Here is a 15718-nt window from a genome sequence, read left to right as displayed (position 1 = left end):
TCTATTCACAGAAAGTTGCATAAGTCGAATGCATCACACTTTGTGGGGATATTTCCTACTTCCCCCTACAACGGTTGCTTAGCTAGGGTAAAGGGGTGTCAAAGTGGAATTCACTCACCAGGATCGTCGCCGCTGCTGTAGCAGCAGGGGCTGCCAGCGCCCTAGCGCTCTCCCCCGTAGCTGCCATCACAGGCGTTGCAGCTGCACGCACTAGTGCAACAATGCAGTCCAATCTCCAAGATTTGACCGATGGGTCTGCCCCGGGAGTCTCCACCATTTTAGATAACCAAGGCTCACCGATCGCCTGGTTATACACCCAACGCAGGTATTCTGTGCCGTCTGAAGCAATCCCACAGACGGTAAAAGACGCGATCGTCTCTATCGAAGACCGCCGCTTTTATGAGCATAAAGGCGTAGATCTACAAGGCAATCTGCGCGCAATCGCCGCCAATCTTTTTGCCGGAGGCGTTGAACAGGGTGCATCCACTCTGGACCAGCAGTACGTGAAGAACTACCTGCTTCTTGTCACGTCGAACAATGCAGACGAGCAAGCAGCAGCCACGGAAACATCCATCCCACGTAAATTACGCGAGATGCGGATGGCCTCGACCATCGACAAGATGCTCTCCAAAGATGAAATCCTGACCCGCTACCTCAACCTGGTGCCCTTTGGAAATAATTCCTTTGGCATCGAGGCGGCAGCACGGACTCACTTTGGTAAATCCGCCTCTGAGCTCTCCTTAGCTCAGTCTGCGATGTTTGCCGGCATGGTGCAGTCATCCTCCTTCCTCAACCCCTTTACCAATGCGGATGCGGTTCTTGAGCGCCGCAATACCGTTTTGGATTCCATGGTGATGAACGGCTACATCAACCAGGAAGAAGCCGACGTGGCCAAAGCAGAACCACTCGGTGTGCTAGACGCACCTCAGGGGTTGGCAAATGGTTGCATCGCCGCTGGCGATAGCGGGTTCTTCTGCGACCACGTCCTTAATTACCTCAACAAAAAAGGCCTCAGCACCGAGCAGATCACTAAGGGCTCTTACACGATTAAAACCACGCTTGACCCTCAAACTCAGACGGCCGCTCACAACGCTGTCACCAGCCAGGTCAATGCACAATCCCCGGGAGTCGCAGATGTTATGAACATCATTGAACCCGGCACTAATTCGCGCAAGATCCTGGCGATGACGTCCTCCCGTGATTATGGTTTGGATCTCAACGCAGGTCAGACGGTTCTCCCACAAACGTCCTCGCTGGTGGGTGCCGGCGCCGGCTCAGTCTTCAAGATTTTCACGGCCGCGGCTGCACTCAAGCAGGGCTATGGTTTGGACACTGTCCTACAGGTTCCTCGCCGCTATGAGGCCAAGGGGCTTGGCGACGGCGGCGCCTCAGGCTGTGCACCCGGGACTTACTGCGTAGAAAACTCTGGTTCCTACGCTCCACAGATGTCTCTGCGCGATGCTCTGGCGTATTCGCCCAATACCCCCTTTGTCCAGCTCATCGAATCGGTTGGCGTGCGCGATGTGGTTGATATTTCCGTAGCATTGGGCTTGCGTAGTTACTCCGAGAAGGGTTCTTTTGACCAAAATAACTCCATCGCGGACTACTTCAAAGAGCACAATCTGGGTTCCTATACCTTAGGCCCCACAGCCGTCAATGCCCTTGAGCTCTCTAATGTTGCGGCTTCCCTGGCTTCCGATGGCATGTGGTGCGAGCCAAGCCCTATCGAGTCAGTAACCGACCACAACGGCAACGAGGTGTACCTAGAGCGTCCTGCGTGTGAGCAAGCTGTCAGCAAAGAAATTGCCAATGCGCTGGCCAACGGCCTGAGCCAGGACACCATCAAGGGAACCGGCGCGGCTGCGGCAAAGGCCGCGGGATTCCGTGCCCCAACAGCCGCCAAGACAGGTACCACGGAGTCACACCAGTCGGCCGCTTTCCTCGGCTTTAACTCCAACTTTGCGTCTGCGGCCTACATTTACAACGACGGAACAACCGTGTCCCCGCTGTGTACCTCACCGGTCTCCCAGTGTGGAAAAGGCACTCTCTTCGGCGGCGACGAACCCGCCCGCACCTGGTTCTCAGCTGCGACGGCAGCCGGCCGCGCCGCAACCGGCACCCTGCCTGCTTATGACACAAAGTACAATCGCGGATCCTCAGAAGACCTCGGCAGCTCCTACATCGGCCGCAACGGCGACGACGTAAAGCGCGAGCTCACAGGCAAGGGATACAAAGTTGTCACCGAATACACCGCAGGCAATGGCCTCCCCAAGGACCATGTAGTCCGCACCGAGGTTCCTGTCCCCCTCAAGTCCGACTCCACCATCAAGCTTGTGCTTTCCGACGGCACCGCCCCCCGCCGAACCACCAGCCCCTTGATACCACGAGACGAAGCCCCCGCCGATGACAACCGCAATCAGGGAGGCAACGACCTAGCCAACCTGCTGGAACAGCTACTTGGCAGGTAGTCACCACCCTGGAAAGGGCTTAGGCTAGCGCCGCACGAACTGCCGTGGACAGGCGCTTGCCATCAGCCTGGCCTGCTGCTTTAGCTGTAGCGATCTTCATAACCTGGCCCATGTGCTTCATGGTGACGTCGCCATGCTCCGCGGCGACTTCTTCCACTGCTTGAGCAACGAGTGCGGCGAGTTGAGCGTCGTCTAGCTGGGCGGGCTGATATTCCGCAAGAATATCTGCCTCCTGAGTTTCTGCGTCGGCTAGCTCTTGTCGGCCCGCTCCGGCGTACACCTCTGCGGACTCGCGGCGCTTTTTAATCTCACGAGCAATGACCTTGAGCACATCCTCATCAGTCAACTCGTGCTTTGTTCCGCTCGTCTCCTCTGTCTGGATCGCGGCTAAAAGCATACGCAACGTGCCCGTACGCTCCTTTTCCCGGGCTTTCATAGCGGTGGTCAAATCTGCACGGATCTTCATCTTGAGTTCACTCATGGTTGTTAAGCCTACTCGCAGGTACGCTGTACGAGTGGCTTCATTGAAAAAGACTCTTCTCACGGCAACCGGCGTGCTGGGACTCACCGGACTTTTCACCCTTGCATGGGCATATCGCGAATGCTCTAACTTTGAGCTCAAAATCGTGGAACTGCCCATCCTAGAACCTGGAGTCTTAAGAGACGAAGACGAATTTAGGATCCTGCACCTCAGCGATCTCCACATGATCCCCAACCAGATTAAGAAGCAAGAATGGGTAGCACAGCTGGACAAGCTGGCCCCAGATCTGGTTGTGAACACGGGAGATAACCTCAGCGATCCCAAAGGCGTGCCCGGAGTGCTGCGCGCACTCGGCCCGCTACTCCGACGCCCAGGACTCTTTGTTTTTGGTACCAACGACTATTTTGCCCCCAGCATGGTCAACCCCTTCCTCTATCTCTTTGGCAAAAAGCGCAAGCCTAGCGAGGTAGCACTGCCATGGAAAGGAATGCGTGCCGCCTTCATAGAGCACGGGTGGCGCGACGCAAATCAGGCTCGACACGAGTTCCAAATCAACCATGTGCGCATCGCCGTTGCAGGTGTCGACGACCCCCACCACGACCTCGACGACTATGAAGAAATAGCCGGCCCACCGAACCCGGACGCAGACCTCAGCATTGCGCTGCTGCATGCCCCCGAGCCACGCGTACTAGAGCGCTTTGAGCGCGACGGCTACATGTTGTCCCTCTCCGGTCACACCCACGGAGGCCAAGTCTGTTTGCCTGGCTCCCGTGCCCTTGTTACCAACTGTGGGATCGATGCACAGCGAGTGCAGGGACTGCACACTTTTGGAAACATGTGGATGCACGTTTCCAATGGTCTGGGCACTTCTAAATTCGCCCCTATCCGGCTTTTCTGCCGCCCTTCTGCCACGCTGATCCGCGTCACGGAAAAGCGTTAAGGCTAGCTGCTGGCACCTTACGGTGCACTCGGTGCAAATGCATTTCGCGCACCATCTGCAGTTTTGCTGTTTCCCACGTCGATCAACTAAAGTATGTCCAGTATCGACGGGATATGGCGCAGCTTGGTAGCGCGCTTCGTTCGGGACGAAGAGGTCGCAGGTTCAAATCCTGTTATCCCGACCACTGAGATAAGCCGGGACATGGTGCACACCATGTCCCGGCTTATTCCTTTTTCTACTCTTAGCCGGAAAACGCCCTCACGATACTCAACACTAACTTTCCTGTGAGGCCAATGTTCTACGTTTCGGCTGTGAGCGTAGCTCATTAGGGGAAATACCGTTGTGCTTGGACTAACTCACACTTCGCGATGGTTTCTTGCGTATCTCTGTTACTGATTATTGCGGCAGCCCCGGTAATGATGATCAGCGCTTAACCCCAGTATGGGCCATTCCAATACCTAGATCCGAAAAACCGTCTAAAGAATATCGTTACCGTGCTACAGTGGCCCCTACTTTCGTACGATAATCAGCCAAAAACAAGGACATAGCTTGCTTAAATTCGATAACGTACAGAAGAGTTTCGGCTCAAAACAGGTGCTCAAAGGCGTAAATTTTTCCGTGGATCGCGGAGAAATAGTTGGCCTGCTTGCTTCAAACGGTGGGGGCAAGACTACCTCGATGAGAATCGCACTCGGGCTCATGAAACCAGACATGGGTCAGGTTTTAGTTGCGGGGCAGAAAATCGCTCCCGATTCAGTTCGAGGCGTCGGATATATGCCTGAAGAACGTGGACTTTACTCTGATGAGACTGTGGTCAACCAGCTCCACTACTTTGCGCGGCTACACCGAATTCCAAAAGAGAAGATAAAACCTCGAATTAAAGAACTCCTGGAGAAGCTGGAAGTATCCCAATTCGCTGACTCAAAGGTTAAGGAACTGTCGCTAGGAAACAAGCAACGGATTCAGATTGCTTCTGCTTTAATTCATTCGCCAGAGTTGTTGGTTTTGGACGAACCCTTTTCAGGCCTTGACCCTTTAGCTGTTGATCGTTTTCAACATCTTCTACGGGAATACGCTGACAGCGGTGCCGCAATATTATTCAGCTCGCATCAGATCGAAATCGTAGAGAAAATATCCGATCGTGTAGTCATTATGAAGGACGGGATAGTTTCATATGACGGAGACACATCAGGCATTTCCTCGCCCGAGGATAAAGTATTGGTCCATATATCGCTGAATCTTAGTAAAGATAGAAAAATTGAGGATATCACTTTTGAGAATAACGAGAAAATAGAATCGGCTCAGGCTGTTACTGATGGCGTGAAATTGATCTTGAAATCCGGGGAGATTTCTGTTGGCGAGTTAATGCAATGTGGATTAAAACCCGAAGAAATACGCGAAATGAGATACGAGAAAAATTCGCTTCTTGACACCCTATCAAGCATTTATGGCAAGGACACCTGATCAATGATAATTGCAAACGATTCTTTTCGATATTCTCTTGTATTTCTGGTGGCCCAAAGAGAGGCACTTCTTAGCGTTAGAAGTAAATCAGTCTCGATAGTTTTTGCTGTGGTTGCCTTGGGCGCGATTGCCTTAGTCGGCTTTTCTTCGAAACAAGTTGTTAATTCCGGCAAAGATTTCAATCCACACGATGTAAGTGTTGTCGTGGGGTTATTTATGCTGGTTGCATTGTCAATGTCCATCATGATGAGCTCACCCCTACTAGGCGCTTCCATGGTTGACGAGAAAGACAACAAAGTTGTTGAGATTCTGCTTTCTTCGATCCGTGCCGATGAGCTATACCTAGGAAAGGTATTTGGCCACGTTATTATCGGACTATTTCAACTAACTGCCCTCTGGGGAATTACAGCAGTTTCTTCTATTTTATTTGGATTGTCGGATTTTGCGAGTTTTCCATGGTCAAGAACATTCATAGTGCTCTTGTTTATGTTTCCTGGCTACCTTGTTTTTACTGCTTTATTTGGCATAGCAGGTGCTATTGTTTCAAGAAATGAAGACTACTTAGCTGCACAACTTCCGATCCTTATCCTCTTTTTTGTCACACTATTTGTCCCGTTTTTGCCGTTGATCAAAATTGGCTCTTTTGAAAGTGGTTGGCTTCCAGCAGTTTCTTGGATTCCACCACTGTCCATGGTGGCTACTCCGGTTAGGGAAATCTATATTGGGGAACCCAACTGGGTGGTCGTAATTTCTTGGATTTTACTGCTGGTATTATCAGCTTTTCTCTTCTTCCTGGGTGCTCTTACTTTTAAGAAAAATATTCTGAAGTAGAACTATGTAGCGCAGAATAATTGGCGAATCCCTCGGTGTATTCCAACTAACTTGTCACCTATCACCACCACAGTGGAGCAGCGCCAAAAGTGCCAGCTTGGAGCTAACTCAAATCCTGTTATCCCGATCACTAAGAACAGGCTAGTGATCCACTTATGGATTGCTGGCCTGTTTTTCTGTGCGCTATCGCACCGCCCTGCCGACACTGCCATCCTTATCACCGACAGACCCTGCATTTCCATAGACAAAAGCCCAAAATCAGGCCACACGCTACCCCTTTGTCTATGGAAATGCAGGCAGCCCAACTCAGCACCCCAAGGTTTTGTCGTTTTTGAGAACGCTAGAAAAATCGACCTGGGCTTTTACCCCGCACACCCCCGCTAGCGTTCTCAAAAACGACAACCCCCTCCCCGTCACACAAAAATATCAGCCTTTATTACTGATATGCTCATTTGATTCGCGTGAAGTATATAGAAAGGCATGCAATGAGAATGACCCGTCGAAAAACGTTGACGGTTGCCGCCCTCATCACTGTTAGCTCGTTCACCGGTGTAAGCACCGGACACGCCATCGATTTTGGGACAATCACGAGACTGCCTTCCGCTTTATTCTCAGGATCCTCTGGTTCCTCCGGCTCTTCCGGCTCCTCGATCCCCGACGCTAAGCCCGCCCCGCAGCGTCCAAACCGGATCTCCGAGGGGCTCACGGTCACCATGCTCGACGATCTCTTTGGACGCGGTAAATCCGATAAGTTCGGCATCCTTTCCGGCGACCTAGGGGAAATGGTCCGGCTGGCCAAGGATGGTAAAGAATTTGCCATCATCTTCGGGGATTCTTTCACTGGCGAGGGCCTGCAAGGCGAGTGGAAAAGCCCGATCGGATTGGTAGCCAAGCTGGGAGAAGACGGGAAAATACAGATCCTTCGCCCGCTCAACGAGGGCGAAAAAGCCGAGCAGCTTATTAAGTACGAGCACAAAGACCGCCTGACGCTCCTCCCCTCGGACGTCATTAACATCGACGGAACAATCTACATGCAGGCCATGTGGCATAAGGGTTTGGGCAACGTCATAAAAACTCAGATCTGGAAGTCCACCGATCAGGGAAAGACCTGGTCTAGCGTCAACGAGATACCCGCTAGTTATATGAACGAGTTCGGCAGCCTTCTCTCCTGGGAAAACGGCGACGACGGATACGTGTACATGGTCTCCTCCAAGTTTGGCCGCGCACACAGCGTCTATCTCACCCGCTTCCGCCCTGCTGACATCAGCAATGAGCAGCAGTGGGAGCACTATAACCCCACTACAAGCACCTGGTCCACGCATGTCGATGGTGCACCCCTCACACCGATCCTCAGCAACTCGGTGAAAGCCGGCGAGATGTCCCTGCGTCGAATCGAGGGGCACTGGGTACTCAGCATGTTCAATGAAGAGACCTGGGCCATCGAGGTACGCATCTCCGAAAAAATCGACCAGAGCTGGGATGATATTAAGCCGGCTCACGTGGTGGTCGCTGGCACCGGCGGCTGGGGAGCTAAGCAAAGTGAAAACAACTTCACCCAGCTCTACGGCGGCTATATCACGCCTTTTTCCACTCTCGCCGACATGAATATCGTGGTGTCACAGTGGAATACCTCAAATAACAGCCGTTATAACTCCACGCAGTTTAACGTCAAGGGCTTGGATAAGTTCTTCAACGTCACGCCTAAGCTTGCCGACACCCAACCAACGCCGCAAGCAGTCACCGCTTCCCCCGAAGGCACGGCAGATCAAAGCGTTATCGAGGTCTCTGAGGTAACGCCAGTGGATCCGGGCAAGGCCGCGACACCAGAGCAAGAGATCCTAGAAAGCGTCGCGCCGGTAGAGGTGTTACCCCTTACCGGCGCGCATGATTCAGAGAAAAACTAGTAGGTGATGTCCTCGGGTGCTGCATGAGCACCTGAGGACTCGCGCCTGCCCAGCAGCTTCAGCGATACTGCCCCGGCGGCTGCTAAACCAGCAGTGACCAGGACGGCGACCCAGAGCGCTGGGGAGTTTGTCCCGTTGCCGAGCGAGCTTAGCGCCAGCGTGGGATAGTTCAACGGCATAAGGTTCACCAGTGCCTGGGCGGTTGTGCCGATCTGCGCTGTCGCTGCAGAATTCCACACCCATCCCACGATGCCTACCTGTGCGATAATCCCCACGAGTGCGGCAAGATAGCCCCATGTAGCACCAAACGCACGGATCAGGACTGCTGTGCCAAGCCCAGATGCTAAGACAAGCAAGGCACATATGCCAGCGGCTGCGGCAGCCTCCGCCGCGCCGAGCTCGGCACCCAGGATCGCTACGAGTGCGCCTCCTAGAGCAGCAAGCGCTATGCCTCCAACAAGGCTCACTACCCATGATCGGCCACGCCCGTAGGTACCGGCAGCAAGCATGACTCCTGCGGCGATGAGGAAGGCGTACATCGGGGCAAGGGTTTTGGTTATTCCTGCTTCTTCTGCCTCGGGGGTGCCAGCCTGGATAACAGGCAGAGCTCGGGATACCGCTCCCACACGATCTTGGTTTGTTTTTGCCATCCCGTCGACTTTTTGAGCACCCTGATCTAGCTGCTCTACGCCTTTGAGGGCCTCGTCTACACCGGCAGCGAGCTCATTAAGTCCTGCGGAAAGCTCTTTGGACCCTTTGGTGGCCGAGTAGATGCCGTCGTGGAAGCCATAGCCCGGCACGTGCAGCTGGTTGGCAAGCTCTCGGGAGCCATCGCGGAGTTTGGTCAGCTGGTCGGTGATGTTTTTGTCCACCTGGAAGGTGTCTACCTGGCTGCGGAAATCTTCCAGTTGTGGCTTGAACTCCGCGGCCTTGGGGTCTTTGCTCTTGGCGATGTCTCCGATGGTTCGATCAAGCGCACCGAGAATTTGCCCACGAACGGCTTCCAGGGCAAAGAGCTGCCCCACTGCTTGGTCTACGCCGTTTGCGATCTCCGTCGCACCGTCCCCCAGCTGGCCGGTGGCCGCCTGAAGTTGATTCATGCCGTCGGCAAGCTTGGCGGCGCCGTCGCGGGCTGCGGTTGTTCCTGCGCCGAGTTGCTTGGAGCCGTCGGCAAGCTTGTGGGTGCCGTCCGCAAGCTGTTTGGTGCCGCCTTTGAGTAATCCTGCTTGGGCGCCTGCTTCACCAGCGGCGCGGCGGGCGTCGACAAGCGCTGCGTCGTCATGCACGGCGGGGGCCCCGGCTGATTCTTCCCCCGTAGACCAGGAACTGGCAAGATCGTAATCAGTGCTCACTGCATACACAGTGCCGGCGATCAGTGGAGCGGCCAGAAGAATAGCTGCGCTGAAGTGGCGAACGGCAAATCGACTCATACTATAAAAATGTACTTAGCCAGCTGATTTTTCGGTTAACGACCCACCGAAACGCCCCAATATGCATGCAAAACTTCTATGCTGTAAGCCCCACCTGACCATAGTAAACACAACAAACACTGGTAACGTGAAAAAAGTTGACCAAAATCTAAAAATTCCCCGAATCTGTGGGTGTGAGTGATCTGTGACCTTATTGTTAGTTCTCGTGCTGGCTGCCTTTACGGTATCCTGCGCGCCTGTAGCCGTCCGGGCCTGCGATAGAAAGGCGGGGTGGCCCTTAGCTGCCCTGCTGCTCATCGCGGCCGGACTCCTTTGTAAAGAACTCCCTACCATCCTCGATGAGAGTCCTCTCATCTGGACATACACGTGGATACCCGACGCCCTCGGCCACGGCATCGACATACAGTTAGCTTTGCGTGCCGATGCCCTCAGCGTTTTCTTTGCGCTCCTCGCCCTTGTTATCGGCTCCATCGTCTTTATCTATTCTGCGTCCTATCTCCCCAAAAAAACGGGGAATACCAGCTTCTACACTCTGATGACTGCTTTCATGGCTGCCATCCTTATGCTGGTGCTTGCCGACGACGTCTTCACCCTCTTCATCGCATGGGAGCTCGTTTCTCTTGCTTCCTTCATGCTCATCGCCAGGTCTGGCGGCAGCGGTGGAGAATTAGGCTCGCAACGCACACTGATATTGACGTTTATCGGTGGCCTTACCCTGCTGGTGTCTATGGCAATCGCCGCCACCCAAGCGGGAACCACTAATATCCATGAGATTCTGGTGTCTGACTTCTGGTCAGAAAAGCCGGTGCTCACCACGGTGCTCGGCGTGCTCGTTGCGATCTCCGCGTTTACTAAATCCGCGCAGTTCCCCTTCCACTTCTGGTTGCCGGAGGCAATGGCTGCCGCTACCCCGGTTTCTGCGTTCCTTCACGCCGCAGCCGTGGTGAAGGCCGGCATCTATGTGCTAATGCGCTTCAGCGCTGTGTTCCATAACAATCACACGTGGAATCTCCTACTGATAACGGTAGGCATGCTTACCGCTGTCATGGCGGCATTCTTTGCTATCCAAAAAACAGATCTGAAAAAGCTCACCGCATACTCCACTGTTTCCCACCTTGGTTGGATCGTGGCCACCATCGGCGTAGGCACGCCTTTCGCTTTGGCCGCAGCACTAGTGCACACGCTCGCGCACGCGCTGTTTAAGTCGTCGCTCTTTATGCTCATCGGTGTCATCGACCACCAAACCGGAACACGAGACGCATCCCGTTTGGGCTCTTCCTGGCGGCAGCTACCGTTTACCTTCGGATCCGTCATCCTGGCGGCAGCCTCGATGGCCGCGGTGCCTCCGATGCTGGGATTCGTGTCTAAAGAGGGCCTGCTCGCAGCCTTGAGCGAGGCTCCCCTAGGCAAAGCCGGAATCGTAGCCCTCCTGCTCACGGCAGGCGTCGGCGCGCTCTTTACCTTTACGTACTCCGTGCGCATCGTTGCCGATGGCTTTATCGACGGCGACCGCGATATGACGCACGTCAAAGAAGCCCCTGTCTCACTCTGGCTTCCCGCAGCACTCCCCGGCGCGCTCTCCCTACCGTTAGCTTTTGCCCTGGGTTATCTTGATGCCCCTATCTCTGAAGCTGTCGACGTAGTCGCAGAGGATCCCCACACGCATCTTGCCTTGTGGCACGGCCTATCGGTTGCGTTCATCATCTCCATGGTGGTGTTTGTGTTGGGAATCGTGGGAGTTATTTTCCGCAAGCAGATTTGGGCAGCTTTGGGCAGCCGTCCGCTATTCCCAGCCAGCGGCAATGACGTACTCCGGATCATGAATGAAGGTTCTTCCCGCCTGGGTCGCTCGATGGGCAAGATGGCAGACTCCATCGCTCCTACCCGTCATCTGGCGTATATGTTCCTGGCCATTATTATCTTCGGCGCATTCTACGTTCTGCCGGGCCTCGTGAGCGGCGGAGTGGATGGCATCCCGGTGCCTGCCCGCATCTCTACGGATCGCTGGTATGACGCCATACCTTTGGTCATGGTCTTGCTCGGAGTGATCGCTCTGGTGCGCACCAAAAAACGCCTGAGCGGTGTGGTTCTGGTCGGCGTGGTCGGCGCAGGTGTAACGCTGCAGGTCTTCATGCTCGGTGCTCCCGACGTCGCAATGACGCAGTTCATGGTTGAGGCACTGACCGTAGTCATCATGATGATGGTGGTGCGCCAGCAGCCAAGTCACTTCCATAAGCCTCGCAAGAGCCAGAAAGCTCTCGGTATTGCGATGGGAACCGGAGTAGGCCTGTTCGCTTTCCTCTCGGTCTGGGTACTGTTGTCGCGCCACGAGCGCAGCGAGCTAGCCATGTGGTACCTCAACGAGGCCCCCAAGATTTCTGGTGGCGATAACGTGGTGAACACCATCCTGGTTGAGTTCCGTGGGTTTGATACCTTGGGTGAGCTCTCGGTTCTGGGTATGGCAGCTATCGTAATCGCCGCAGTGATTACGTCTATGCCTCGCTACCCCTTTGCCAAAGACACCCACCCGGCGCCTTTTGGCGGCGCGAATCTCAACGCGATTCCGCTTCGCGTCCTGCTTAAAGCGCTGGTACCTGTGCTCGTGGTGCTGTCCGTCATGATCTTCTGGCGTGGCCATAATGCACCAGGTGGCGGTTTCATCGCAGCCCTTGTGGCAAGCACCGCGATGATGCTGAGCTATCTCTCGTTCCCTCGTGACAAGCACATCTTCCCAGTACGTACTCCCATTTATCTCACGGGCATAGGAATTTTGACCGCCATCTTTGCAGGTTTCCTCGGCCTGACTCACGGTTCCTTCCTCTACGCGATTCACGGGCACTGGGCCGGGCAGCACTGGACCACCTCCATGATCTTTGACGTCGGTGTGTACCTTGCTGTGTTAGGCATGGTCAGCATGGCCATCAACGCTTTGGGCGGTTATCTTCGCCCTGGTCTGGATTACGAGAACCTGAACTACAACCGGGAGGATTCGCCTTTGACTCCCCTGCCCAAGGTGGGCCACCTGGATGACTTTGGGGCTGAGCCTCACCTGCCGCCTTCTGAACCAGAGCGCGCTCGTTTGGCCAAGAAGGCCGAGCTCGCGTCCAAGGCTCTCCGAGAAGATAACGACCGACATCTCGACGCCGCATCATTCACCGCAAAGGAGGAGAAGTAAGTGATTCTCGCACTCACAATCGCCATCCTTGCCGCCGGTGGTGTGTACCTGGTGCTCCAGCGCGGCATGCTGCGCATCGTCATCGGTATGACGCTGATTAGCCATGCCGCAAACCTCATTATTGTGGCTATCGGAGTACCAGCGTGGCGCGGCGAGCCTTTCCCCAGCATCACCGATCTCAGCGTGGCTGCTGATCCTGTCCCTCAGGCCTTTGTCCTCACAGCCATTGTTATTGCCATGGCAACCACCACGTACATGCTTACGTTGTCTGGCCTAGGCCGCTCCGACGATACCGAGCCGGAAGAAGTTGCCGACGAAGATTCGCCATTGCAGACTCTAGGGCGATCCACCACCAACGCTGAGCTCGCGGAAGACGAGGCGCACCTCGTACGCGAACGCGCCCGCCGCGCGCGACAGAACTCCGCGGATGATCACACAGATAATAAGGAGGCTCACTAATGGATTACGTGCTTCCATTGTTTGTTGGTATCCCGCTTGCGTTGGTCGCGGTCGCGGCAATCGCTCCATGGCGCGTGCTCCGCGATGCCCTCGCTCTTATCACGCCGATAGGAACCGGAGCCGCAGGTGTGTGGTTGTTTGCCTACGTATCCGAGCACGGAACCATCGCGCACTCTGTGGGTAAGTACGTCGGCGGCGTAGCTATCCCCTTTGTTGGTGATCATTTCTCAGCGATCATGATCATCACGTGTTCTGTCGTGGCCTTTGCATCCAACTGGTTTGCCATTGTTGTCGGTGAGACTCGCTCGCGTTTTTATTCCTCTCTATCGCTCATGCTGCTCACCGGCGTGATGGGCGCTTTGCTCACCGCCGATCTCTTTAACTTCTTTGTGTTCATTGAGGTCATGCTGCTTCCGAGCTATGGCCTGATGGCAATGACCGGCACCTGGGCACGTCTCAGCGCTGGCCGCACGTTTGTACTGGTCAACCTGGCTACTTCTACGTTGCTGCTTATCGGTGTCGCCATTGTTTACGGTGTTGTCGGTGCAGTAAACATTGCAGCACTAGCGGGAGCCGCCGCTGGCAACGGCCCTGTGACGGTAGCCATGGGTATCGTCGTCGTGGCCATGGTGGTCAAAGCGGGCATTTTCCCGGTTCATACATGGCTGCCACGTTCTTACCCTGCAACTTCCTCCAGCGTGATGGGGTTGTTCTCTAGCATGCACACCAAGGTTGCTGTGTACATGCTGATGCGCATCTACGTGGTGATTTTTGATCTGGATACCCGCTGGATCTGGCTGATTATCACGATCTGCATCTTGTCCATGATCGTGGGTGCTTTCTCAGGCTTGGGCGAAAGCGCCATGCGCAGGGTTTTGGCGTATCAGATGGTCAACGGCATGCCGATGATTCTTGTTGTCCTTGCCTTTGCCTCTCACAACGCCAAGACCGTGATTGCAGCAGGCATTCTCTATGCTTTGCACCACATGATCACTGTGGGCTCTCTGATTCTCACGTCTGGCTCGGTCGAGGAAACCTATGGCACGGACAAAATGTCTAAGCTCTCTGGAATCGCCCATCGGGATCCGTGGGTGGCTGCGGTCTTTGCTGCCGGCGCGTTCTCCGTTGTTGGTTTCCCGCCGTTTTCTGGGCTCTGGGGCAAGGTCTTCCTGATCTTGGGAATCGCAGATTCTGCATCATGGCAGGCATGGCTGGTCATCGCGATCATTATCCTGGCTAGTTTCGGGGCGTTTCTCTCCATGCTGCGTCTCTGGCGCGAAGTCTATTGGGGCGCTCCGATGAATCCGCAACGCATCCCCGAAAGTCTGCGGGTACCGTGGTTGCGCTTGGCCCCCGGCGCTTTCCTCATCGTTGTTTCTTTCGGGATGTTCCTGTTCGCAGGCCCGCTCGTGTCTGCTACAAACGACGCATCGGAGTCGCTTCTCGACGTCAACTCCTATTCCACCGCAGTCCTCCACCAAGGCGAGGACGCGCCGGTAGGTGTTGCCACTAACACCACGCTGCAGGGAGGCCGCTAATGCTACATGCCATCAAGTACACATTTTGGCTTATTGGCCAAGTTCTCATAGCAGGTTGGGTCCTGACTAAGGACACTCTCACGGGCAGCAAGAACTTAGATCCTTGTGTGGTCCGCTATCCCTTGCGAGTAACAAAAGATTGGCAGATTACGGTTTTTGCGGCGTCGATCACGGCCACTCCGGGAACCATGTCGATCACGTTGGAGGAAGACGACTCCGCCGAATCCTCTGGCCAGCGCTATCTTCTTGTTCACGCGGTTGCCGGCGCTGACCCGCGTTCTGTGCTTGCAGATCTTGCTCACATGGAAGAGACTCTTGCGCCTCATGTGAAGGGTCTACATCCTGACTTTGCTGCAGTTCTTGACCAGGCGACTTGGGAATATCCCTCGCCTAAACCAGTGTTTAAGGAGGACAACTAATGTTTCTCATCGCCTCCTCTATTGGCATGGCTGCCACCACACTAGGCATTATTGCCACGATTATTCTGATGATCCGTACCAAAGATCAGCTCACCCGAGCCGTGATCTCAGACATGGTGTTTTACTCCATGATCGGCTTCTACATGATCTGGTGCATGGTCAACCACACACAGATCAATTATGAGATCGCCTTGCTCGCTGCGTTGGTTGGTGGCATCTTGCCCACGATGTCGGCAGCGCGCATCATCTCGAAGGGACGTCGCTAATGTTTTATGACTTTGCAGCAAGCGCGTTGATTCTCATAGCGTCGTTTTTGATCATCACCACACTCATCGCTTTGCTCCGCGCCCCGGATGCTCTTACCCGAGCAAATCTTATGGGTACTGCGACAAGCATCGCGCTGCCTCTTATCCTGATTGCTTCCCTTATCAATAACATCGGCAATGGCACTTTCTGGTGGGGAAACCTGGTTCGTGTCATCATCACGATCGCTGGTTTGCTCATCGTCCTAGCCGTGGGCAGCTTCCTCATGGGCCGTTCCCTCTACGGGATAGCTAAAGAACAACAAGACTAAAAAAATCCCCGGCGTAGTCCTTCCTCTTAGAAGTG

The 15718-nt window shown here is 54.6% G+C and carries 13 protein-coding genes and 1 tRNA gene; 12 read left to right on the top strand and 2 right to left on the bottom strand.

Annotation, left to right across the window (positions count from 1 at the left end; genetic code table 11):
* The first annotated feature begins 95 nt into the window (after positions 1–95).
* A complete protein-coding gene (locus CKV68_RS07815) occupies positions 96–2468 on the top strand; it encodes a transglycosylase domain-containing protein (protein ID WP_014525255.1) in 2373 nt (790 codons plus the stop codon).
* A gap of 19 nt (positions 2469–2487) precedes the next feature.
* Here the strand turns inward: CKV68_RS07815 and CKV68_RS07810 are convergent, their stop codons facing one another.
* Positions 2488–2949: a GatB/YqeY domain-containing protein gene (locus tag CKV68_RS07810; protein ID WP_014835837.1), complete on the bottom strand. Its 462-nt coding sequence runs from the start codon at positions 2947–2949 to the stop codon at positions 2488–2490.
* Here CKV68_RS07810 and CKV68_RS07805 point away from each other — a divergent pair.
* The 5 genes from CKV68_RS07805 to CKV68_RS07780 all read left to right on the top strand — a co-directional run bounded on the left by CKV68_RS07805 (position 2948) and on the right by CKV68_RS07780 (position 8088).
* Entirely contained in the window at positions 2948–3889 is a 942-nt protein-coding gene (locus CKV68_RS07805) for a metallophosphoesterase (RefSeq protein ID WP_095075966.1), read from the top strand. The genes CKV68_RS07810 and CKV68_RS07805 overlap by 2 nt on opposite strands.
* Positions 3890–3996: 107 nt before the next feature.
* A tRNA-Pro gene (locus tag CKV68_RS07800) sits at positions 3997–4073 on the top strand.
* Positions 4074–4438: 365 nt separating this feature from the next.
* A complete protein-coding gene (locus tag CKV68_RS07795; RefSeq protein WP_095075965.1) occupies positions 4439–5353 on the top strand; it encodes an ABC transporter ATP-binding protein in 915 nt (304 codons plus the stop codon).
* Between the two features lie 3 nt (positions 5354–5356).
* Positions 5357–6184 carry an ABC transporter permease gene (locus CKV68_RS07790; protein WP_014835834.1) on the top strand — a complete coding sequence of 276 codons (828 nt, stop codon included), beginning with the start codon at positions 5357–5359 and terminating at the stop codon, positions 6182–6184.
* Between the two features lie 485 nt (positions 6185–6669).
* Positions 6670–8088 carry a DUF4185 domain-containing protein gene (locus CKV68_RS07780; protein ID WP_095075963.1) on the top strand — a complete coding sequence of 473 codons (1419 nt, stop codon included), beginning with the start codon at positions 6670–6672 and terminating at the stop codon, positions 8086–8088.
* Here the strand turns inward: CKV68_RS07780 and CKV68_RS07775 are convergent.
* Positions 8085–9518: a hypothetical protein gene (locus CKV68_RS07775; RefSeq protein ID WP_095075962.1), complete on the bottom strand. Its 1434-nt coding sequence runs from the start codon at positions 9516–9518 to the stop codon at positions 8085–8087. The genes CKV68_RS07780 and CKV68_RS07775 overlap by 4 nt on opposite strands.
* Positions 9519–9702: 184 nt before the next feature.
* Between CKV68_RS07775 and CKV68_RS07770 the strand changes: the two genes are divergently transcribed.
* The 6 genes from CKV68_RS07770 to CKV68_RS07745 are packed head-to-tail and all read left to right on the top strand — an operon-like array spanning position 9703 to position 15683.
* Positions 9703–12693 (top strand): DUF4040 family protein, encoded by a 2991-nt coding sequence (locus CKV68_RS07770; RefSeq protein WP_095075961.1) that lies wholly within the window; start codon positions 9703–9705, stop codon positions 12691–12693.
* Positions 12694–13152, top strand: coding sequence for a cation:proton antiporter subunit C (locus CKV68_RS07765; protein ID WP_046095439.1), 459 nt, complete (start codon positions 12694–12696; stop codon positions 13150–13152).
* Entirely contained in the window at positions 13152–14690 is a 1539-nt protein-coding gene (locus CKV68_RS07760; RefSeq protein ID WP_014525247.1) for a monovalent cation/H+ antiporter subunit D family protein, read from the top strand. The genes CKV68_RS07765 and CKV68_RS07760 overlap by 1 nt, the downstream gene beginning before the upstream one ends.
* The gene (locus CKV68_RS07755; RefSeq protein ID WP_014525246.1) at positions 14690–15109 is read left to right on the top strand and encodes a monovalent cation/H+ antiporter subunit E; all 420 of its coding nucleotides are present in this window, start codon (positions 14690–14692) and stop codon (positions 15107–15109) included. Before CKV68_RS07760 ends, CKV68_RS07755 begins: the two co-directional genes overlap by 1 nt.
* Positions 15109–15375 carry a cation:proton antiporter gene (locus CKV68_RS07750; RefSeq protein ID WP_014525245.1) on the top strand — a complete coding sequence of 89 codons (267 nt, stop codon included), beginning with the start codon at positions 15109–15111 and terminating at the stop codon, positions 15373–15375. Before CKV68_RS07755 ends, CKV68_RS07750 begins: the two co-directional genes overlap by 1 nt.
* The gene (locus tag CKV68_RS07745) at positions 15375–15683 is read left to right on the top strand and encodes a Na+/H+ antiporter subunit G (protein WP_014525244.1); all 309 of its coding nucleotides are present in this window, start codon (positions 15375–15377) and stop codon (positions 15681–15683) included. Before CKV68_RS07750 ends, CKV68_RS07745 begins: the two co-directional genes overlap by 1 nt.
* Positions 15684–15718: the final 35 nt, after the last annotated feature.

This window comes from Corynebacterium ulcerans, from assembly GCF_900187135.1.
Classification (GTDB): Bacteria; Actinomycetota; Actinomycetes; order Mycobacteriales; family Mycobacteriaceae; genus Corynebacterium; species Corynebacterium ulcerans.
Note: the sequence above shows the minus strand (reverse complement) of the source record. Positions and strands in the feature narration are given on the sequence as shown.

Excerpts from the sequence above, each read along its gene's own strand:
- CKV68_RS07805 (WP_095075966.1), top strand. The coding sequence starts at position 2,948 with ATGGTTGTTAAGCCTACTCGCAGGTACGCTGTACGAGTGGCTTCATTG.
- CKV68_RS07810 (WP_014835837.1), bottom strand. The coding sequence starts at position 2,949 with ATGAGTGAACTCAAGATGAAGATCCGTGCAGATTTGACCACCGCTATG.
- CKV68_RS07790 (WP_014835834.1), top strand. The coding sequence starts at position 5,357 with ATGATAATTGCAAACGATTCTTTTCGATATTCTCTTGTATTTCTGGTG.
- CKV68_RS07780 (WP_095075963.1), top strand. The coding sequence starts at position 6,670 with ATGAGAATGACCCGTCGAAAAACGTTGACGGTTGCCGCCCTCATCACT.
- CKV68_RS07775 (WP_095075962.1), bottom strand. The coding sequence starts at position 9,518 with ATGAGTCGATTTGCCGTTCGCCACTTCAGCGCAGCTATTCTTCTGGCC.
- CKV68_RS07760 (WP_014525247.1), top strand. The coding sequence starts at position 13,152 with ATGGATTACGTGCTTCCATTGTTTGTTGGTATCCCGCTTGCGTTGGTC.
- CKV68_RS07755 (WP_014525246.1), top strand. The coding sequence starts at position 14,690 with ATGCTACATGCCATCAAGTACACATTTTGGCTTATTGGCCAAGTTCTC.
- CKV68_RS07750 (WP_014525245.1), top strand. The coding sequence starts at position 15,109 with ATGTTTCTCATCGCCTCCTCTATTGGCATGGCTGCCACCACACTAGGC.
- CKV68_RS07745 (WP_014525244.1), top strand. The coding sequence starts at position 15,375 with ATGTTTTATGACTTTGCAGCAAGCGCGTTGATTCTCATAGCGTCGTTT.